Annotated in this window: 20 protein-coding genes and 1 tRNA gene; 5 read left to right on the top strand and 16 right to left on the bottom strand. The window is 61.4% G+C overall.

Going from position 1 to position 18,037, the window contains the following annotated elements:
- Positions 1–194: 194 nt before the first annotated feature.
- The 3 genes from ACZ51H_RS10135 to ACZ51H_RS10125 form a co-directional block, all read right to left on the bottom strand.
- Positions 195–644 (bottom strand): glycine zipper 2TM domain-containing protein, encoded by a 450-nt coding sequence (locus ACZ51H_RS10135; RefSeq protein ID WP_464771400.1) that lies wholly within the window; start codon positions 642–644, stop codon positions 195–197.
- 137 nt (positions 645–781) lie between these two features.
- The gene (gene dmeF / locus ACZ51H_RS10130; protein ID WP_464801740.1) at positions 782–1,801 is read right to left on the bottom strand and encodes a CDF family Co(II)/Ni(II) efflux transporter DmeF; all 1,020 of its coding nucleotides are present in this window, start codon (positions 1,799–1,801) and stop codon (positions 782–784) included.
- A complete protein-coding gene (locus ACZ51H_RS10125) occupies positions 1,798–2,070 on the bottom strand; it encodes a metal/formaldehyde-sensitive transcriptional repressor (RefSeq protein ID WP_460986886.1) in 273 nt (90 codons plus the stop codon). The genes dmeF and ACZ51H_RS10125 overlap by 4 nt, the downstream gene beginning before the upstream one ends.
- A gap of 90 nt (positions 2,071–2,160) precedes the next feature.
- Between ACZ51H_RS10125 and crtY the strand changes: the two genes are divergently transcribed.
- The 4 genes from crtY to ACZ51H_RS10105 all read left to right on the top strand — a co-directional run bounded on the left by crtY (position 2,161) and on the right by ACZ51H_RS10105 (position 6,366).
- Positions 2,161–3,312, top strand: a complete 1,152-nt coding sequence (crtY, locus tag ACZ51H_RS10120) for a lycopene beta-cyclase CrtY (protein WP_464801739.1) — start codon at positions 2,161–2,163, stop codon at positions 3,310–3,312.
- Positions 3,312–4,793, top strand: a complete 1,482-nt coding sequence (locus ACZ51H_RS10115) for a phytoene desaturase (RefSeq protein ID WP_464801738.1) — start codon at positions 3,312–3,314, stop codon at positions 4,791–4,793. Before crtY ends, ACZ51H_RS10115 begins: the two co-directional genes overlap by 1 nt.
- On the top strand, positions 4,790–5,371 hold the full coding sequence (locus tag ACZ51H_RS10110) for an LOG family protein (protein ID WP_460986883.1): 582 nt from the start codon (positions 4,790–4,792) through the stop codon (positions 5,369–5,371). The genes ACZ51H_RS10115 and ACZ51H_RS10110 overlap by 4 nt, the downstream gene beginning before the upstream one ends.
- A 95-nt stretch (positions 5,372–5,466) precedes the next feature.
- A complete protein-coding gene (locus ACZ51H_RS10105) occupies positions 5,467–6,366 on the top strand; it encodes a phytoene/squalene synthase family protein (protein WP_464802883.1) in 900 nt (299 codons plus the stop codon).
- Between the two features lie 105 nt (positions 6,367–6,471).
- Here ACZ51H_RS10105 and ACZ51H_RS10100 read toward each other — a convergent pair whose 3' ends face one another.
- From ACZ51H_RS10100 to ACZ51H_RS10040, 13 genes are all read right to left on the bottom strand, one after another.
- Positions 6,472–7,896, bottom strand: a complete 1,425-nt coding sequence (locus tag ACZ51H_RS10100) for an ammonium transporter (RefSeq protein WP_464801737.1) — start codon at positions 7,894–7,896, stop codon at positions 6,472–6,474.
- A 13-nt stretch (positions 7,897–7,909) separates the two neighbouring features.
- Positions 7,910–8,248, bottom strand: a complete 339-nt coding sequence (locus tag ACZ51H_RS10095) for a P-II family nitrogen regulator (protein WP_097092464.1) — start codon at positions 8,246–8,248, stop codon at positions 7,910–7,912.
- A gap of 157 nt (positions 8,249–8,405) precedes the next feature.
- Positions 8,406–8,981: a DUF924 family protein gene (locus ACZ51H_RS10090; RefSeq protein WP_464801736.1), complete on the bottom strand. Its 576-nt coding sequence runs from the start codon at positions 8,979–8,981 to the stop codon at positions 8,406–8,408.
- A gap of 54 nt (positions 8,982–9,035) precedes the next feature.
- Positions 9,036–10,478, bottom strand: coding sequence for a metalloprotease TldD (gene tldD / locus ACZ51H_RS10085; RefSeq protein ID WP_464801735.1), 1,443 nt, complete (start codon positions 10,476–10,478; stop codon positions 9,036–9,038).
- Positions 10,479–10,535: 57 nt separating this feature from the next.
- A complete protein-coding gene (locus tag ACZ51H_RS10080; RefSeq protein WP_460988125.1) occupies positions 10,536–10,763 on the bottom strand; it encodes a zinc-finger domain-containing protein in 228 nt (75 codons plus the stop codon).
- Between the two features lie 69 nt (positions 10,764–10,832).
- Positions 10,833–10,908, bottom strand: a tRNA-Val gene (locus ACZ51H_RS10075).
- Between the two features lie 82 nt (positions 10,909–10,990).
- Complete coding sequence (locus tag ACZ51H_RS10070) at positions 10,991–11,938, bottom strand: MarR family transcriptional regulator (RefSeq protein ID WP_460986879.1); 948 nt, start codon at positions 11,936–11,938, stop codon at positions 10,991–10,993.
- 301 nt (positions 11,939–12,239) lie between these two features.
- Positions 12,240–13,091 carry a D-amino-acid transaminase gene (locus tag ACZ51H_RS10065; RefSeq protein ID WP_464801734.1) on the bottom strand — a complete coding sequence of 284 codons (852 nt, stop codon included), beginning with the start codon at positions 13,089–13,091 and terminating at the stop codon, positions 12,240–12,242.
- A gap of 69 nt (positions 13,092–13,160) precedes the next feature.
- On the bottom strand, positions 13,161–14,561 hold the full coding sequence (locus ACZ51H_RS10060) for a UdgX family uracil-DNA binding protein (RefSeq protein ID WP_464801733.1): 1,401 nt from the start codon (positions 14,559–14,561) through the stop codon (positions 13,161–13,163).
- A gap of 6 nt (positions 14,562–14,567) precedes the next feature.
- Positions 14,568–15,032 carry a hemerythrin domain-containing protein gene (locus tag ACZ51H_RS10055; protein WP_464801732.1) on the bottom strand — a complete coding sequence of 155 codons (465 nt, stop codon included), beginning with the start codon at positions 15,030–15,032 and terminating at the stop codon, positions 14,568–14,570.
- Between the two features lie 60 nt (positions 15,033–15,092).
- Positions 15,093–15,449, bottom strand: coding sequence for a hypothetical protein (locus tag ACZ51H_RS10050; RefSeq protein WP_464801731.1), 357 nt, complete (start codon positions 15,447–15,449; stop codon positions 15,093–15,095).
- A gap of 77 nt (positions 15,450–15,526) precedes the next feature.
- Complete coding sequence (locus ACZ51H_RS10045; protein ID WP_464801730.1) at positions 15,527–16,777, bottom strand: putative DNA modification/repair radical SAM protein; 1,251 nt, start codon at positions 16,775–16,777, stop codon at positions 15,527–15,529.
- A 68-nt stretch (positions 16,778–16,845) separates the two neighbouring features.
- Complete coding sequence (locus tag ACZ51H_RS10040; RefSeq protein WP_464801729.1) at positions 16,846–17,604, bottom strand: class II aldolase/adducin family protein; 759 nt, start codon at positions 17,602–17,604, stop codon at positions 16,846–16,848.
- Positions 17,605–17,827: 223 nt separating this feature from the next.
- Here ACZ51H_RS10040 and rpsU point away from each other — a divergent pair, with 223 nt between their 5' ends.
- Positions 17,828–18,034 (top strand): 30S ribosomal protein S21, encoded by a 207-nt coding sequence (rpsU, locus tag ACZ51H_RS10035; protein ID WP_004208618.1) that lies wholly within the window; start codon positions 17,828–17,830, stop codon positions 18,032–18,034.
- Positions 18,035–18,037 lie beyond the last annotated feature (3 nt).

Raw genomic sequence — 18,037 nt, 5'->3', positions numbered from 1 at the left:
GAGGGGCGAATTATGATTTTTCAGTGACAGTTCAGTGACAAATATCTTTCGCTTACATGACAGCGAACCACCGACGTCTATTGAGCCGTCATCCCAGCGACCGCTGGGATCTCAGGCCCCACAGCCGAACATTAGCGCCAGCGCACCCAATAAAAAAGCGGCGCATCACTCCCGCGACACGCCGCCCGCTCATCTTACCGGCAATCCCCGCGTTCAACCTCGCGGCCCGCCAGCGCGCCCGCGCCAGCGCCCAAGATCAGGCCAGTCGTGCTCGGCCGGTTCCACCGTCCGCCACGGCCGATTTCCCGACCCAGCAAGCCGCCCAATACACCGCCGACCACCGCGCCAGTCGTCCCGGACGAACAGCCATCGTCATAGCCCCGCGCCCGATAGCGGCGGGGCGCCTCACGATAATGGTCCTCGCGATACTCCCGATATTCCACCGGCCGTCGGTCATAGTCGCGATAGCCGCGATCATAATCCCGATCGTCTCGCTGATAGGTTTCGCTGCGATAATAGCTGCCGTCGTCCCCATCATAGCGTTCGCTATAGCGATAGCTGCTCTGCGCAAAGGCGGGCGATGCGGCAGCGCCCGCGATCGCCGCACTGGCGACGGAAAGGGAAATGATGAACTTGGTCAACATGACAGGCCTCCACTGATCCTTATCGGACCCATATGCTAGGCCGCTGATGAGTGCTTCCTGAACATGCCCCTCACTTGCCGTTCACAACAGGCCATTGTTCGCAAAGACATTTCCGTTCAGCCTGAATGGACCTGCGTTCAGCCGCACTCGACCGTGACATGCTCCATCCTTGGTAGCGCGCGCACCCGCTGCCGCACGGCGGCAACATCGCCGCCCGGCGCCAGGCTGATGATCGCGGCATGGGCGTGCGGCCCGATCCGCCAGACATGCAGGTCATGGATGATCGCGCCCTCTGCCTCCACGAGCGCCTTGATCCGCTTCATCAACGCCGGTTCGGCGGTGTCGAGCAGGATGGCCGAGGTGTCCTTCATCAACCCCCAGGCCCAGCGCGCGATCACCACCGCGCCCAATATGCCCACTGCCGGGTCCAGCCACCACCAGCCCATGTAACGCCCAGCGAGCAACGCCACGATCGCCAGCACCGATGTCAACGCGTCCGTCAGCACATGCACATAGGCGGCGCGCAGATTATTGTCGGCATGCCCATGCTTGTGATCGTGCCCATGATCGTGATCCGTCCCATGGCCCCCCGCATGCTCATGATCATGCCCATGATGATCATGGCTATGGTCATGCCCCAGCAGCAACGCGCTGATCAGGTTGATGGCAAGGCCGACGACCGCGACCAATGTAGCTTCGCCAAACTTCACCGATACAGGCTCGAAGAAGCGCAGCACCGATTCGACCAGGATGAACAGGGCAGTGACACCCAGCAACAGGGCGGATGCAAAGCCCGAAAGGTCGCCGACCTTCCCCGTGCCAAAGGTGAAGCGCGGATTGCGGGCATGGCGCCGGGCATAGCCATAGGCCGCCGCCGCCACCGCCAGCGCGCCCGCATGGGTCGCCATGTGGAACCCATCGGCCAGCAGGGCCATCGACCCGGTGATCCAGCCAAAGACGATCTCGACCACCATCGTCGCTGCCGTCAGCCACACGACCCACATCGTCCGCCGGGCATTCTGGTCATGGCCCGCGCTCAGGTAAATATGGTCGAAATAATGGCTTTCCTCCTCATCCCCATTGGTGGGGAAGGGGGGCAGCGCCCCGCTTTGGGCCTGCGGCGCGTCATGAGGGTGGGAGTGGCCGTGCATCGTCATTTCCCGTACCGCCGGATCAGCTCCAACATTTCTTCCGCCGCCGTTTGCCGCTCTTCATCGGTCAGGCCGGGGCGGGCGACATGGTCGCGCATATGCTGCTCGATCAGCTCCTCCATCAGACTGCCGACCGCACCGCGCACCGAAGCGACCAGCTGCAACGTCTCCGAACAGCCCGCATCTCCGCCTAGCTGCCGCTCGATCGCGCCGACCTGCCCCGCGATGCGCCGCACCCGCGCCAGCAGCTTTTCCTTGTTCTCGATCACATGCATAGGATACCCCCCTATCCTATACGGCCATTTTCGTCAAACCCCGTTCTTTTCGCCAATTGCTTCATTAATTCACCCTCCCTAACAGGACTCATGGCCAAGACGTTCGACTGCGACCTAGCGATTCTGGGCGGCGGCCTTTCCGGCACTCTGACCGCGCTCGCCTTCGCCCGACTCCGCCCCGACGTCGACCTGCTCCTGATCGAACGCGGCCAATCGCTGGGCGGCAACCATCTCTGGTCCTTCTTCGACGGCGATGTCCGCCCCGCCGATCGCTGGCTGGTCGATCCGCTCATCACCCATCGCTGGCCCCAAGGCCATGAGGTCCGCTTCCCCGCCTATCAGCGTCGCCTCCCCACCGCCTATAACAGTATCGCCTCCGCCCAACTCGACGCCCACGCCAGCCAACTCCTTGGCGATCGCGTCCTGCTCAACGCCGACGTCACCCACATCACGCCGACCAGCGTCACCCTTGCCAGCGGCCGCCATATCCAGGCCCGCGCCGTCCTCGATGCTCGCGGCGGCGGCGATATGTCGGCGCTGGAGTGCGGCTGGCAAAAGTTCGTCGGTCAGGTCCTTCGCCTCAACCACCCACACGGCCTGCAACGCCCGGTGATCATGGACGCAACCGTCGCGCAGATTGACGGCTACCGCTTCGTCTATCTGCTCCCCTTCGATGATCGCACCATCTTCGTCGAGGACACCTATTACAGCGACGATCCTGCGCTCGATGTCCCGGCGCTCACCAGCCGAATTGCCGACTATGCCAAAGATCGAGGTTGGCAGGTCGACGAGCTCATCCATCAGGAAAGCGGCGTTCTTCCCGTAGTCCATGGCGGCAACTTCGATCGCTTCTGGCCAGCGGAGGACGACATCGCCCGCGCCGGGGTACGCGCCGCATTGTTCCACCCGATGACCGGCTATTCACTTCCCGACGCCGTGGCCACCGCGCTGTGGCTCGCCGACCAGCCGATCGAAGATCTTGCCGCCACCACCCGCGCCCGCGCTGCGGCGCATTGGCGCGCCGGCGGCTATTACCGGCTGCTCGGCAAGATGCTCTTCCGCGCTGCCCGGCCGGACCAGCGATGGCGCATCTTCGAGCGCTTCTATCGCCTCAATCCCCATCTGGTCGGTCGCTTCTACGCGGGCCGATCAACTTGGGCCGATCGCATCCGCATCTTGTGTGGACGCCCGCCGGTGCCCATAAGGAGCGCCATGCGCGCATTGTTGACCCCCTCCGCCTGATGAACCGCAAAGCGATAGTAATAGGGGCGGGCTTTGGTGGCCTCGCTCTTGCCATTCGCCTGCAATCGGCGGGCATCGACACCACGCTGGTGGAAGCACGGGACCGTCCGGGCGGGCGCGCCTATATGTGGGAGAAGGACGGCTTCGTCTTCGACGCAGGCCCGACCGTCATCACCGATCCAGATTGCCTTGCAGAGCTCTGGCGCCTGTCCGGCCATGACATGGCGGAGGATGTCAGCCTTGTGCCGGTCACTCCCTTTTACCGGCTGAACTGGCGCGACGGCACGAACTTCGATTATTCCAACGACGAAAACAGCCTGCGGGCGCAAATCGCAAAGCTGAACCCGCAGGATGTTGCGGGGTATCAGCGCTTTCTCGACTATGCTGAAGGCGTGTATGAGGAAGGCTATCGCAAGCTCGGCTCGGTGGCTTTCCTCGACTTCGCCTCCATGATCCGCGCCGCGCCAGCGCTGGCGAAGCATCAGGCATGGCGTTCGGTTTATTCGATCGTTTCTTCCTATGTGAAGGACGAAAGGCTGCGTCAGGCGCTGTCCTTCCACACGCTTCTGGTTGGCGGCAATCCGATGCAGACCAGCGCGATCTATGCGCTGATCCACAAGCTGGAAAAGGATGGCGGCGTCTGGTTCGCCAAGGGCGGCACGAACCGCCTGGTCCAGGGCATGGCGACGCATTTCGAGCGGCTCGGCGGTACGCTGCGCCTCGCCGACCCCGTCGTGCGTATCGAGACCCATGGCGACCGCGCGGTTGCGGTTTTAACCGCGTCGGGATGGCGGGGGGAGGCCGATGCGGTCGCCACGAACGGCGACCTCATGCATAGCTATCGGGACCTCCTCGGCCATCATCCAAGGGGGCAGAAGCAGGCCGAGAGCTTGGCGAGAAAGCGCTGGTCGCCCAGCCTTTTCGTGCTGCATTTCGGTATCAAGGGCAGCTGGCCCGGCATCCCGCACCATATGATCCTATTCGGTCCCCGCTATGAAGGGTTACTGACCGACATCTATGACCACGGCGTGCTGCCGCAGGATTTCTCGCTCTACCTGCACCACCCGACCGTCACCGATCCGTCGATGGCGCCCGACGGTCATTCGACTTTCTACGCTCTTGCGCCCGTGCCCCACATGGGCAAGCTGCCGATCGACTGGAAGCAGTTTGGCCCCGTTTATGCTGAGCGCATTCTTGACGAGATCGAACACCGATTGATCCCCGACATCCGCTCTCGCATCGTCACGCAATTTCACTATGCGCCGCCCGATTTCCAGAGCGACCTGTCCGCGCATTTGGGCAGCGCTTTCAGCCTTGAACCGCTGTTGACGCAAAGCGCCTGGTTCCGCGCCCATAACCGCGATGACGTGATCCCGAACCTCTATCTCACTGGTGCTGGTACTCATCCGGGGGCGGGCATCCCTGGCGTCGTCGGTAGCGCCAAGGCGACCGCCGCGCTGATGCTCGAAGACCTGCTGTGAAGCGGCTAGCGGTCTATTGCGGATCGGCTTTGCCTGCTGATCCGGTCTATATAGAATCCGCTCGCCAAGTTGGCCGCACGCTTGCTGGGCGCGGCATTGGGGTCGTCTATGGTGGCGGGCGGCTGGGTTTAATGGGCGCGGTTGCCGATGCCGCGCTCGAGGCCGGGGGCGAGGTGATCGGCGTCATTCCGGAAGCCTTGGTACGGGCGGAGGTCGCGCATCAGGGCTGCACCGAGCTTCACGTCGTCCAGACCATGCATCAGCGCAAGGCATGCTTCACCGATTTGTCTGACGGCTTCATCACGCTGCCCGGCGGCGTTGGCACCATGGATGAGTTATGGGAGGCGATCAGCTGGGCGCAACTTGGCTATCATGCCAAGCCGGTTGGCCTGCTGAATGCATCTGGCTTCTATGACCAGCTCATCGCCTTCAACCGGCATATGATCGACACCGGCTTCATCCGCCCGCAACATGCCGACATCCTGGTCCATGCCGACTCGATCGAGGCGCTGCTTGATAAAATGGCAGCCTATGAGGCGCACGAGCCAATCTTTTCGATGAAGGCCGACAGGCTGTAATTCGTGCCACCCTTGCGGCGACCATCGGCGCGGGGCATGGCCGCAATGTGACCATTCTCGATCGCACCGCCCTCGTCGCCCATGCCCGCGAAAGTATCGCCCGGGGCTCCAAATCCTTCGCCTTGGCATCGAAGCTGTTCGACCGGCAAACCCGTGAGCGTGCTTGGCTTCTCTATGCATGGTGCCGCAAGTGCGACGATATCGCCGACGGGCAGGATCATGGTGGCGTAATGAGAGGCGTGGCCGATGGGCAGGCGCGCCTTGCCAGTATGAGGGCGCTGACCGATGCCGCCCTGCGCGGCGAGCCGACGGGCGATCCCGCCTTCGATGGCTTTGGCCTAGTGATGCGCGAATGCGCCATCCCGGCCCGCTATGCGCATGACCTGATCGAAGGCTTCGCGCTCGATGCTGAAGATTGGCGGCCTCAGAGCGAAGCGGACATGCTGCGCTATTGTTATCATGTTGCTGGCGCGGTCGGCTGCATGATGGCGGTGCTGATGGGGGTTGATCCGGCGGATGAGTCTACGCTTGACCGGGCCTGCGACTTGGGACTGGCGTTTCAGCTCGCCAACATTGCGCGCGACATCGGTGAGGATCAGGCGGCGGGACGCTGTTACCTGCCCCAGCAATGGCTGGCGGAGATGCACATTCCTTGCGGCAGGCATATGGAGCCAGGCTTCCGTCCGCAGCTAGTGATATTGGCGCGCCGTCTCGCCGGGCTGGCCGCGGATTTTGAGGCGAGCGCCCGGCATGGCACGGGCGCCTTGCCGAGCCGCTCCGCCTGGGCGGTTCTGGCCGCAGCGGGCATTTATGGCGATATCGCTCGGGAAGTGGATCGGCGGGGCGGTCATGCCTGGGACGATCGCGTGGTGACGCCGAAGAGTGAAAAGCTGGGCTGGGTGTTCCGGGCCGGGTTGCAGATCGTGGCCCGGTCCCGCCGCTGGTCTTTATCGGTGCCCCGACCGGCACATCTCTGGACCCGACCAAGGGCCTGACATCAAAAAAAGGACCGATACTTTCGTACCGGTCCCGAGGCGTGTTCGCAGGAGGAACATCGTGTGGCGGGCGGGCCGTTCTTTCCGGCCCGCCCTGCCGAAGTCTTAGTAGTTGTAGGCGCGCTCGCCGTGGCTCGCGAGGTCCAGGCCTTCCATCTCGGCATCGCGGCTCGGACGCAGACCCATGGTCTTGTCGATGATGAAGTAGAGGATCGCGCTGCCGATGCCCGAGAAGAGCAGGGTGAACACGACCGCCTTGATCTGGATCCAGACCTGGCCCGGGATGCTGTAGGCTTCCGGATGGAAGGCTGCCGGGAAGACGGTGTAGTCGAACACGCCCTGGCCGCCGAGCGACGGAGCTGCGACGATGCCGGTTGCGATCGCGCCGACGATGCCGCCGATGCAGTGCACGCCGAACACGTCCAAGCTGTCGTCATAGCCGACCTTGCCCTTCACGAATGCCACGAAGAGGTAGCAGATCGGGGAGACGGCGAAGCCGAGCACGATGGAGGTCATAGGAGCCGCAAAACCAGCCGCCGGGGTGATGGCGACGAGGCCAGCGACAGCACCCGTGACTGCGCCGAGCAACGAAGCCTTGCCGTGGTGGACCTGTTCAACCAGCGACCAGCTGACCGCTGCCGCGCAGGTGGCGACCATGGTGTTGATGAAGGCGACGCCAGTGACGGCATTGGCTTCCAGGTTGGAGCCGGCGTTGAAGCCGAACCAGCCGACCCACAGCAGGCTGGCACCGATCATGGTCATGGTCAGCGAGTGCGGCGGCATGGGCTCCTTGGGGAAGCCGACGCGCTTGCCGATCATGATGGCGCCGACGAGGCCCGCGATACCCGCGTTGATGTGGACCACGGTGCCGCCCGCGAAGTCGAGCGCGCCCCAGCCCCAGAGCATGCCATAGTCGGTCGGAGCATCAGCCAGGAAGTCCGGGCCAGCCCAATACCACACCATGTGCGCCATCGGGAAGTAGATGAAGGTCAGCCACAGCACGACGAACACGATCAGCGAGGAGAATTTCACGCGCTCCGCGAACGCACCGACGATCAGCGCCGGGGTGATCATGGCGAAGGTCATCTGGAAGACGACGAACACGAATTCGGGCAGATAGACGTTGTTGCTGAACGTCGCGGCCGATGTCGTGCCATCGACGCCCATCAGGAACGCCTTGGAAAGACCGCCGAAGAAATGATTGTCGCCACCCGAGGTGAAGGCGATGGAATAGCCCCAGCAGGTCCAGACCAGACCAGCCACTGAAACAATCGTGAACACCTGCATGAGGATGCTCAGCATGTTCTTGGTGCGGACCAGGCCGCCATAGAACAGGGCAAGGCCCGGAATCGACATCATCAGGACCAGCGCGGCCGAGATCAGCATCCAGGCGACGTCACCCTTGTTAACCATGCTGGCCATTGCAGCGGCGTCTGGCGCCTTTATCGGCGCGGCAAGCGCCGGTGCGGCTGCGAGAAGGGTCAGCGCAGCCGCCCCCATCACGCCGCAGAATTTCTTGGAAAAGGTCATTATTCCCCCCTTCTTACAGCGCGGTTTCGCCGGTCTCGCCGGTGCGGATGCGCACGGCCTGACCGACATCAAGAACGAAGATCTTGCCATCGCCGATCGCGCCGGAATTGGCAGCCGTCTGGACCGCTTCGACTACGCGCGGTGCGAGATCATCATCACAGACGACCTCGATCTTGATTTTCGGAACCATGTTCGTGGAATATTCGGCGCCCCGGTAGATTTCGGTTTGCCCCTTCTGGCGGCCGAAGCCTTTCACCTCGCTCACCGTCATGCCGGCGATGCCTAGCGAGGAGAGTGCCTCGCGGACATCGTCAAGCTTGAACGGCTTGATGATAGCCATGACAAGTTTCATGTCGCCCCCTGTTAATGGTGTGCGACGACATTACAGCAAGAGGCGTGCCAATTGGTCAGCGCCGTTCAAAAGTGGGGTTTTTAGATTGGCCTTAAGCATCGCCCGCCAAAAAAATGGGCAGTCTGCCTGCACTGCCCAAAAATTGGGCAGCTTTTCCCTACCAGTTGGCCGTCATACGGACGGCGTCTTTTTCCTCGGGCAAAGTCGGCCGCCCGACCGCAGCATTTCGATGCGGGAACCGGCCGAAACGGGCGATCATGTCATGATGCTGACGGGCATATTCCAAGGACGGCGCATCGCCTGCTGCCTCGAACAGGCTCAGCGACAGCTTTTGATCTTCGATATCCTCACTATGCTGGAACGGCATGTAGAAAAACCTACGGCCCGCGCCGCCAATCTGGATGTCATAGCCATGGGCAATTGCGCCGCGCGCGACGGTTCGAGCGAGTTCGTCAGTTTTAAAAGCCTCGGCGGTGCCGCGGAACATATTACGCGGTAACTGATCGAATAGCAGGACTGCCGCCAATGCGTCATCAGCCCGATCAAGGAATGTTTCGGCAACTAAGGTCCGCTTTTCTTCCCACAGCTGAAAAAAGCGCGCCGCGCACCGTCGGTCCAGCTTTGGATCATGCTTCCACCAGCCCTCTTCCCCAACCTGATTGAACCAGAAGTCCAGAAGGGCAGCCGCCCAATCGGCGGTCACGGCGTCATGGCTGTCCGTAAGCATGTTCATAGAAGGAAAAAGAAGCAGTGGGCCACAGGTTCCGCAGCCCACGGCGCCAAGATATCAGGTCGCCGTGCCGCCGACCGTCAGCCCTTCGATCAGCAGGGTCGGCTGCCCGACGCCCGCTGGAACGCTCTGTCCACCCTTGCCGCACATGCCGATGCCTTCATCCAGAGCCCAGTCATTGCCGATGCCGATCACCTTGGTTAGCGCCGTTGGCCCGTCCCCTATCAGCGTCGCACCCTTGATTGGGTCGCCCAGCTTTCCATTCTCGACCTTGTAGGCCTCGGTGCAGGAAAAGACGAATTTGCCTGAGACGATGTCGACCTGGCCTCCGCCAAAACTCTTGGCGAAGATGCCGGAACCCATACGGGACAGCAATTCCTCCGGATCATCATGGCCGCCTTTGATGAACGTGTTGGTCATGCGCGGCATCGGCGCATGGGCGTAGCTTTCGCGACGCCCGTTGCCCGTGGGCTCCACGCCCATAAGTCGGGCGTTCAGGCGATCCTGCATATAGCCTTTTAGGATGCCATCCTCGATAAGGACATTCTCTCGTGTGGGCGTGCCTTCGTCATCGATCGAGAGCGATCCACGGCGGCTGAGGATCGATCCGTCATCCACCACCGTGACGCCGGGAGCGGCAACGCGCTCGCCGATCCGGCCGGAAAAGGCGCTGGTGCCCTTACGGTTGAAATCACCCTCAAGGCCATGGCCGATCGCCTCATGCACCAGTACGCCCGGCCAGCCCGGCCCCAGCAGCACCGTCATTTCGCCCGCAGGCGCAGCGACGGATCGCATGTTCACTCTCGCTTGTGCCAGTGCCTCGTCGATGGCCCGGTTCCATATCGCGGAATCCATCACCTGATCGTAGAGATAGCGTCCGCCAATACCGAAGCTGCCGGTTTCGCGGCGGCCATTTTCTTCAAGAATCAGGGAGACATTCAGCCGCACCAGCGGCCGGACGTCGGTAGCGGTAAAGCCATCGGCACGGACGATTTCCACAACCGACCAGCTCCCGGCCAGACTGACCGAAACCTGCGCGACGCGGGGATCACGAGCTCGCGCCGCCGCATCAATGGCAGCGCACAGCGTCACCTTTTCGGCGAACGGGACGATGTCCAGAGGGTTGGCGTCTGTATAAAGATGCCGGTTGGTCCGCTGCGGCGGCGGAGCGGGCTGGCCCTTGGCCGGGTCCAACAAGGTCAGCGTTTCGGCCGCCCGGCGAATCGCTGCTTCGCTGATATCGTTGGCATGGGCAAAGCCCGTCATCTCGCCCGATACGCCGCGCAGGCCAAAGCCCGCATCGGTCGAATAATCGGCTGTTTTCAGCCTTCCATCGTCGAACCCGAAACTCTCGCTGGCGCGATATTGCAGATAGAGCTCGCCATCATCACAATTGGTGAGCGCCTGCGCCGTCAGCCGCTGCGCGCCATCGGGATCAAGCAAGCCCGGCCGGTAGAGAAGGCCGCGCGCATCGGTGAACTGGGAAGCGATGTCAGTCATGCCGCCCGATATAGGAGCGACACAGCCCAAGCCCAATCAAATTCGAAGGGCGCTTCTTTAGAGGCTCGCGCCGGACGAAATGTCAGGCAGGCCCGCAACTTCCGGCGTATCCGCAGGACCGCCAATCAGGACGAAGCGCTTGTCGCAATAACCGCAATCGACATAGCCATGTTCGTCAATCTCCAGGAACACGCGCGGGTGACCCAGAGCGGCGGGAATGTCGCCTGACCCGTCGCATGAGACGCGGGCTTTGGTGACTCGAAGAATTTCAGGCGGCTGTATCATGATGGCGTCGATTAGCAGCGGCTCCATCGCACCGCAATATCCGGCACGGCTTTCTGGCAGCATAAGGGATGGTGGGCGATGACGGGCTCGAACCGCCGACATTCTCGGTGTAAACGAGACGCTCTACCAACTGAGCTAATCGCCCGATACCGCATCCATGCCGGTGCAGCCGGAGCGCGCCTATCTAGGCCAATCAGCGCGCGGGTCAAGCGTTGATGACGACCTTGTCACGCGCAAAGAAAACGGCGGCTGGCCATGAACCAGCGTGTAAGGGCTTGGGCCGTCTCTTCCGCAAGGGCGATGAACACACGGCGGCCATCATGCGGGTCGGCCTGCCGATGCACGATGCCCTTGTCTGTCAGCGTCCGAATCCAGCGCAGCGCCGTGGTGGGCGGCACTGCCGACGCGATGCACAGGCTGGAAACGGAAACGCGTTCCTGCTCCAGACGCGCGGCCAGTAGATCCAGCAGCATGTCCCATGCCGGATCGGCAAACAGTTCGCCGGGCAGGAAATCCTCACGCAACCGCCGCGCGCGCAGCATGTCCCGCACCTGCGCGGCACCCAGCGCTGCTTCGTCGGTAACGGCTGGCTGATTACCTATCGTCTCCACGGTCGGCATGCCGATATAGTCGCTTGCCCGATCCGAAATGCGAGGCCCCAATGCGAAGGAGGGGGTCGCGTGGCGCGGTCGCGATGTCAGCGCCTCCAGCGTCCGCGCAAGGCGGCTGACCTCTTCGCTCAGCTGTTGCAGGCGGACGCCCTCGCTTTCCTGATTGACCTCATGAACCGTGCGCTGCGGCGTCGTTCCCCCGGCAGTCAGCAAAGCGGCGGCGAGGTCGGTGTGATCCGGCGTGCAGAGCAGTTGCGTGCGGTCGCTCCGCATGCAGGCGAAGGCAAGATCGATTGTGTCGAGACCGGCAACCAGGATGACCGACATGTCATTCTGAACCGCCAACGTCTCCACCTGCACCAACAGTCGCTCGAGCAATGCGGACGGGTTTGTGCAGAAGAACAGGATAACGTCGCACCCCACCTGCATGTCGAGCCGAAGCATTGCCTGATCCAGCGGCACTATATCGAGGAGCCGGAACTGGGCGGCCTTTGCCAATCCTGCGACATCGTCCAGAAAGACGTCGTCCGCCAGAATGAGGAGTCCCGCGCGAGGGTCTCTCATCCCATAGATTTCCTCGCTGCTGGATCCAAATTCAGTCCGGGGGCGATCCATTTCCACCTGTTACTCCTGTCCCTGCTTTGTTCCGAACCTATCGCAATATTGCGGCGGCGTGCCTGCTCTTTCCTCCGGATCGGACATGCCAGCTTCCCTTTATTGACCGATAATCCTGCTGACCCACCCGAATTCACGACGCTCGGCCCTCGCTGTCGCCAAAATGGTTTGGCTTTTCGCCGAAATGGCGGGAGGCGATGGAGAAGAGGCAACCCATCCAAAATGGATGTTGTTATCCCAGGTTGTCGCTTCAGACCGCCGTCCGGCGTGCGAAATCGATGTAGAGTTGGCGTAGCCGGGTGGCGACCGGGCCGGGGGTGCCATCGCCGATCTTGGTCCCGTCGATACGCACGACCGCTTGGCAGAGTGTCGATGCACTGGTGATGAAGGCTTCGCGGGCTTCCTTGGCTTCCGCCACGGAAAAGGGGCGATGGACAACATTTAGGCCGCTTTCTTCGGCCAGAGCGGTCAGTGCGGCGCCGGTGCATCCGGCAAGCACGACCTGCGAATAAGGGCGGGTGATGATGCCTTCATCCGTGACCAGAAAGGCCGTGGAAGAGGCGCCTTCGGTTATGAAGCCGTGTTCCACCATCCAGGCTTCCTGTGCCCCGGCCTCGGCCGCGATCTGTTTTGCCATCGCTTGAGCCAGCAGACCGACACTCTTGATATCGCGCCGCGCCCACCGCAGGTCGGGTGTCGTGACAACCGCAATGCCGTTCTGCACAGCGGGAGAATCGAGAAAGCGCTTGGCCTGCGTGAACATCACAAGCGTTGGCTGCAAAGCCGATGATGGCAGGAAGTCGCGCCCTGCGTCGGCGCCCCGCGTCAGCTGCAGATAGATCAAGCCCTCTTCGAGATCATTGCGCGCCGCCAGTTCCTTCTGCACCGCTTCAATCTCGGCAAGGGACACGGGAAGGCTAAGCCCTATCGCGGCCGCCGAACGTTCAAGCCGCACCAGATGCGACGCGCTGTCAATCAGTCTGCCATCAAGGACGGCCGTCACCTCATAAACGGCCTCGGCGAACAGAAAGCCGCGATCCAGCACCGAGACCTGCGCTTCGGCGAGCGGCAGGAACTGGCCATTGAGATAGGCGATGGACATGAAGCGCTAAAATCCTCCGGCATGAACATCGGCGATGTTGCCGGGGCACGATCGTCGGTCAAGCAATGATCATCGGCTTAACGTCCTTACCCGCTCTCCTATCTCTCGCAAATCTGCGACAAAGCGCGCTCGCTCGGCCGCCTTCCGTGCTTCATCGGGTATGCGCAGCAGGAAACTCGGATGCACGGTCACCCAAGCTTCGGTGCTGTTTTCCAGTGGAATCGGCGCGCCTCGCGTGCGGCTGATCGTCACGGCCTTGCCCAATATGGCACGCGCGGCAGTTGCGCCCAGAGCGACGACGACGCGCGGGCGAACGAGGTCCAATTCCTGATCCAGCCACCAGCGGCAGGCAGCAATCTCGGGCGTGTCAGGCGTCTGGTGAATGCGCCTCTTGCCCCGCCGCTCATGCTTGAAATGCTTGACGGCGTTCGTGACATAGACGCTCGCGCGATCGATCCGGGCTTCCTCTAACGCTTGGTCCAGCAACTGGCCCGCCGGGCCTACGAAGGGGCGCCCGGCAATATCTTCCTGATCGCCCGGCTGTTCCCCCACGAGAACCAGGGGCGCATCGATGGGGCCTTCGCCGAACACAGTCTGCGTGGCGTCACAATAAAGGTGGCAGCGGGTGCAGCCCATCGCCTCCTCGCGCAATCTCGTCCAAGCGGCAGCCGCGTTGCTGGCGCGGGCAGGTATTTTGGGTGGAGTGGCGATCATGGCCGCTTCCCGTGCCTGTGCCCCGGCAACAAGGTCGGGGATAAGGGCCGCCTCCGGCAGGTTGCGCCAGTATTTCTTGGGCATCTCGGACAACATGGCCCGCTGCTTGAGCCGGGCGGGGTTGAATGTCGCAGCATAATAGCTTTTCCAGATTTCTTCGACCGGGTCGCCGCCCGGCGCATCTGCCTTTGAAGCGCCGGGACTTTCTTCCAACCTTTCGCCATCCCAATGGATACCGAGTTCGGGCGTCAGGATCGACCAGTGCATCGAGGCGAAACGTCGCACGAAAAACCCGGCATTCGCGCGGACGATATGATGATCAGGCTCGAACCAGGCGATGAAACGGGCTCCGTCATCATCCTGCATTTCGCGGAATCGGACAAAGGCGCGCATCTTATGCATGTCGCGCCGAACCGCTTTTGCTAGCATCTCGACACGGCGGACCAGGGGATCGGCTTTATCGTCCAGGCGTGCGGGGATTTGCCGCACCTCGATCAAAAGGGCGTAGAGCAAGGCAAAGCGCTCTTCATCCTGATGCAGTATTGCGCTTTCGGCCAAGTCCAGAAAGGCGCGCGGCACTGAAAATGCTCCGCCACCATTTTCCGAAGGCGGCGGATCGAAGGCCAGCAGTGACCCGCCTTCTCCCTCGACCCGCCAATCAATATCCTGAGCAGGCACATCAGCCAAAGCGAAGCGACGGGCGGCATCGCGCCACCCGTCGAAATCATCCGGCCTGCTCAGCAGCACCTGATACATGGGAAATTAATCGGACGCTTCCGCTCGCTCCAGTTCGGCGGGCTTGCGCCGGGCAAAGGTGGCGGCGAGTTTCAGTTCCTCTTCATCCGTCAATTCCGCAGCCGCATCGGGAAACATCTCCTCTTCCTCCTCCTCGATATGGTGGAGATAACGCTTCTTCAGGTTGGCGAAGGTTTCCTGCCATTCAGGGCCGTTGAAGGGCTGCTCCTGCAGCTCCTCCAGATAATCGTCGATTTCCTTATGCTCGGCTACACTATGCTGTGCATCTTCGCGCAGGTCGGGACGGGCGAGCATCGTTGCATATAGCGTTTCTTCCTCCGCCGCCGCATGTGCGGTGACTTCCACACGGAACTGCTCGAACAGCTTCTCCAGCCGATCATTATCCTCCTTCGCGTCAGCCATTTTCTCAAACAGCTGGCGATGGGCGTCATGATCTTGCTTCAGTTTGTCGAAAATCGTGGCATTGGCCATGATGTGCTCCTCTTGATTTAGAGGGCACAACGAAAGGCGAGGAGCTTTGGGTCCGCTGGTTCAGCCGAACAGGAAGCGGAAGATGATGGCGACGGGAATCCATAGCAGGCTGCTGGCGATGCTCATCAGCCACACCTGTGCCACATCTCTGCGAAAGCGAAGGTCCAGGCCCGACATCGACAGGCCACTCTCATCCAGTAATTCCCACCGGCGTTCCATGTCCCTCGCCACCATTGCAAAGCCGCCGATTGCGATGATCAGGGCGAGGTGTAGCACCAGCGAGCCGCCCATCCTGGCGACGATGCCAATTTGAAGAAGGCAAAAAACAACAAGCGCAATAGCCAGATGGCTGCTCATGCGCTTGGCATACCGCCCACCATGAGATCGTGCGGAATCATTGTTGAATGCCGTTGCCACCAGCGCCTTCCCCTCGACTTTTATTGAATCTCAAGAAATCACGAAGTGCCGCACTTATCAATAAGGAAAACCTGTCGTCAGTCGAAAAGCTCCAGTTGCGAAGGGGGAGGGGTGAGCTGCCGTTGAAGGTCTGCCTTGTCGGTGAGGTGAACCGGCCTCCAATCGCTGGCGACCAAAAAGGGCCGCAGCTTGGCAATCGAATTTGTCACGCGCGCGACATCGTCCAGCCGAAGGCGGCGGACCCTGCGGTTCGCCAATATGCGATCGACGGCCTTTACGCCCAGGCCCGGCACGCGCAGCAACATCTCACGCGGCGCGTGGTTCACATCTACCGGGAATATGGCCCGGTGTCGCAAGGCCCAGGCCAGCTTGGGATCAATGTCGAGAGGCAAATGCCCCGTTGCGGGGTCGGTCGCTTGATCAAGATCATCCACTGAAAAGCCATAAAAGCGCATCATCCAGTCCGACTGATACAGGCGGTGTTCGCGCAGCAGTGGAGGACGCTTTAACGGAAGGACGCTGCTCGGCGAGGGAATAGGCGAAAAGGCGCTGTAATAGACGCGCCGTAGAGCATGGCGGTCATATAGAGATCGCGCACGCCGGATGATGGCCCGGTCATCTGCTCCGTCGGCCCCTATGATCATCTGCGTGGATTGTCCTGCGGGAGCAAATCGCGGCGCGTGGCGGTAGCGCTTTCTCGCATCGCGCGTATCTTCGATGGCTGTGCGCAGCCCGCTCATCGCGCCTTCGATCCGTGTTCCATCCTTTTCGGGCGCCAGTCGCCGAAGCCCCTGCTCGGTCGGCATCTCGACATTGAGCGACAGCCGGTCAGCAAAAAGACCGGCCTGATGCGTCAGTTCCGGATCGGCATCAGGGATCGTCTTGAGATGAATATAACCGCGAAAGTCATGCTCTTCCCGCAACGCTCGGGCAACGCCCACCAGCTGTTCCATCGTATAATCGGGCGATCGTATGATCCCGGAGGACAGGAAAAGTCCCTCGATATAATTGCGCCGGTAAAAGCTCAGCGTCAGTTCGACCACTTCGCCCACAGTGAAGCGCGCCCGGCGAACGTCGCTCGACCGGCGATTGATGCAATAGTGGCAATCAAAGATACAACTGTTCGTCAGCAAAATCTTGAGCAGCGATATGCATCGTCCGTCAGGTGCGTAGGCATGGCAGATGCCCATGCCTTCGGTCGAACCCAAGCCGCCCATCTGCCCTGACAGGCTATCGCGCTTCTTCGTTCCGGAGGATGCGCATGATGCATCATATTTGGCCGCGTCGGCGAGGATTTTCAGCTTCTGCGGAATGGAAAGGGCAGTCATAAGTTCATGGTATGTTCTTTTTCTCCGCTTGTCCTTGATCCAGATTGCGAATCGCGTTCAGTCGGACATCAGTTTTTCCATCCTGGATCGATCCGATCGATCAACCGAACCATTGCCTCAAAATCAGGAACGCCCGGCCCAGTCGGCAACTGCACGCCGCTGATATCGCGTTGATGTACGGCAATCACTTCGTCCGGAATGTCGACCGGGGTTCCCGCTGAACCCGTAGCTACCTGTATCTCGCAGGCGCGCTGAAGCATCCAATGCATGAGGAATGCCTTGGGAAGGGTGTCCGCCATGACCAACGTACCGTGGTTGCGCAGCATCATTAGCCGCCGGTCGCCGAGATTGGCGATCAGCCTCTCGCCTTCTTCGGGGCGCAGGGTGATGCCTTCAAAATCGTGATAAGCGATTCGCCCGGCAAAGGCGGCGGCATAGAAATTGGTGGGACGCAGCCCCTCCTGTGTCGCGCTGACCGCCATGGCGGCGGTCGTGTGTGTATGGATGACGCAGTGGGCGTCGGGTAGGTGGCGGTGGAAGACGCTGTGCTGGGTAAAACCGGCGCGGTTCACTGGATAGGGACTGCCGTCCAATATGTGCCCGTCAATGTCGATCTTGACGAGGTTGGACGCCGTCACCTCGGAATAAAGCAAGCCGAACGGGTTGATCAGGAACGCGCTGTCGTCGCCGGGCACGCGCAGCGTGATATGATTGTAGATAAGTTCTGACCATCCCATGTGGTCAAATATGCGGTAGCATGCAGCAAGTTGCTGGCGCGCTTTCCATTCTTCGATGGGCATGTCATCAGCGGAAGCGGCGGTTGCCATGGTGGTCCTCCTATACCCTGTCGCCGTAACTATCCTCCCCGGCGGCGCTGCTGTCGAGCGAAACGGCTTTGGGGTTGAATTTGGCCGACTCTGCTGGTAGGGCGCGCCCCACACGGCGCAGGCTGCCCTGCGACGACTCATCGCTATTACTTTCGGTAGGCCCGTCGGGAAGGGTTTTTTTTCCTGACGAACCGCCCGTTTTCGACTGGAGTTTGACTGGATTATGCAAATCATCGTTCGCGACAACAATGTCGACCAGGCCCTGCGCGCGCTCAAGAAGAAGCTGCAGCGTGAGGGCGTGTATCGCGAGATGAAGCTGCGCCGTCACTACGAAAAGCCCTCGGAAAAGCGCGCCCGCGAAAAGGCCGCTGCGGTTCGCCGCGCGCGCAAGCTGGAGCGCAAGCGCGCTGAGCGTGACGGCGTTCGTTAAGAC

It is taken from the genome of Sphingobium sp. TomMM15 (assembly GCF_055397045.1).
The sequence above is the reverse complement of the archived record's forward strand: the minus strand, read 5'-3'. Positions and strand labels throughout refer to the sequence as shown.

Excerpts from the sequence above, each read along its gene's own strand:
- ACZ51H_RS10135 (WP_464771400.1), bottom strand. The coding sequence starts at position 644 with ATGTTGACCAAGTTCATCATTTCCCTTTCCGTCGCCAGTGCGGCGATC.
- dmeF (WP_464801740.1), bottom strand. The coding sequence starts at position 1,801 with ATGACGATGCACGGCCACTCCCACCCTCATGACGCGCCGCAGGCCCAA.
- ACZ51H_RS10125 (WP_460986886.1), bottom strand. The coding sequence starts at position 2,070 with ATGCATGTGATCGAGAACAAGGAAAAGCTGCTGGCGCGGGTGCGGCGC.
- crtY (WP_464801739.1), top strand. The coding sequence starts at position 2,161 with ATGGCCAAGACGTTCGACTGCGACCTAGCGATTCTGGGCGGCGGCCTT.
- ACZ51H_RS10115 (WP_464801738.1), top strand. The coding sequence starts at position 3,312 with ATGAACCGCAAAGCGATAGTAATAGGGGCGGGCTTTGGTGGCCTCGCT.
- ACZ51H_RS10100 (WP_464801737.1), bottom strand. The coding sequence starts at position 7,896 with ATGACCTTTTCCAAGAAATTCTGCGGCGTGATGGGGGCGGCTGCGCTG.
- ACZ51H_RS10095 (WP_097092464.1), bottom strand. The coding sequence starts at position 8,248 with ATGAAACTTGTCATGGCTATCATCAAGCCGTTCAAGCTTGACGATGTC.
- ACZ51H_RS10090 (WP_464801736.1), bottom strand. The coding sequence starts at position 8,981 with ATGAACATGCTTACGGACAGCCATGACGCCGTGACCGCCGATTGGGCG.
- tldD (WP_464801735.1), bottom strand. The coding sequence starts at position 10,478 with ATGACTGACATCGCTTCCCAGTTCACCGATGCGCGCGGCCTTCTCTAC.
- ACZ51H_RS10080 (WP_460988125.1), bottom strand. The coding sequence starts at position 10,763 with ATGATACAGCCGCCTGAAATTCTTCGAGTCACCAAAGCCCGCGTCTCA.
- ACZ51H_RS10070 (WP_460986879.1), bottom strand. The coding sequence starts at position 11,938 with ATGAGAGACCCTCGCGCGGGACTCCTCATTCTGGCGGACGACGTCTTT.
- ACZ51H_RS10065 (WP_464801734.1), bottom strand. The coding sequence starts at position 13,091 with ATGTCCATCGCCTATCTCAATGGCCAGTTCCTGCCGCTCGCCGAAGCG.
- ACZ51H_RS10060 (WP_464801733.1), bottom strand. The coding sequence starts at position 14,561 with ATGTATCAGGTGCTGCTGAGCAGGCCGGATGATTTCGACGGGTGGCGC.
- ACZ51H_RS10055 (WP_464801732.1), bottom strand. The coding sequence starts at position 15,032 with ATGGCCAATGCCACGATTTTCGACAAACTGAAGCAAGATCATGACGCC.
- ACZ51H_RS10045 (WP_464801730.1), bottom strand. The coding sequence starts at position 16,777 with ATGACTGCCCTTTCCATTCCGCAGAAGCTGAAAATCCTCGCCGACGCG.
- ACZ51H_RS10040 (WP_464801729.1), bottom strand. The coding sequence starts at position 17,604 with ATGGCAACCGCCGCTTCCGCTGATGACATGCCCATCGAAGAATGGAAA.
- rpsU (WP_004208618.1), top strand. The coding sequence starts at position 17,828 with ATGCAAATCATCGTTCGCGACAACAATGTCGACCAGGCCCTGCGCGCG.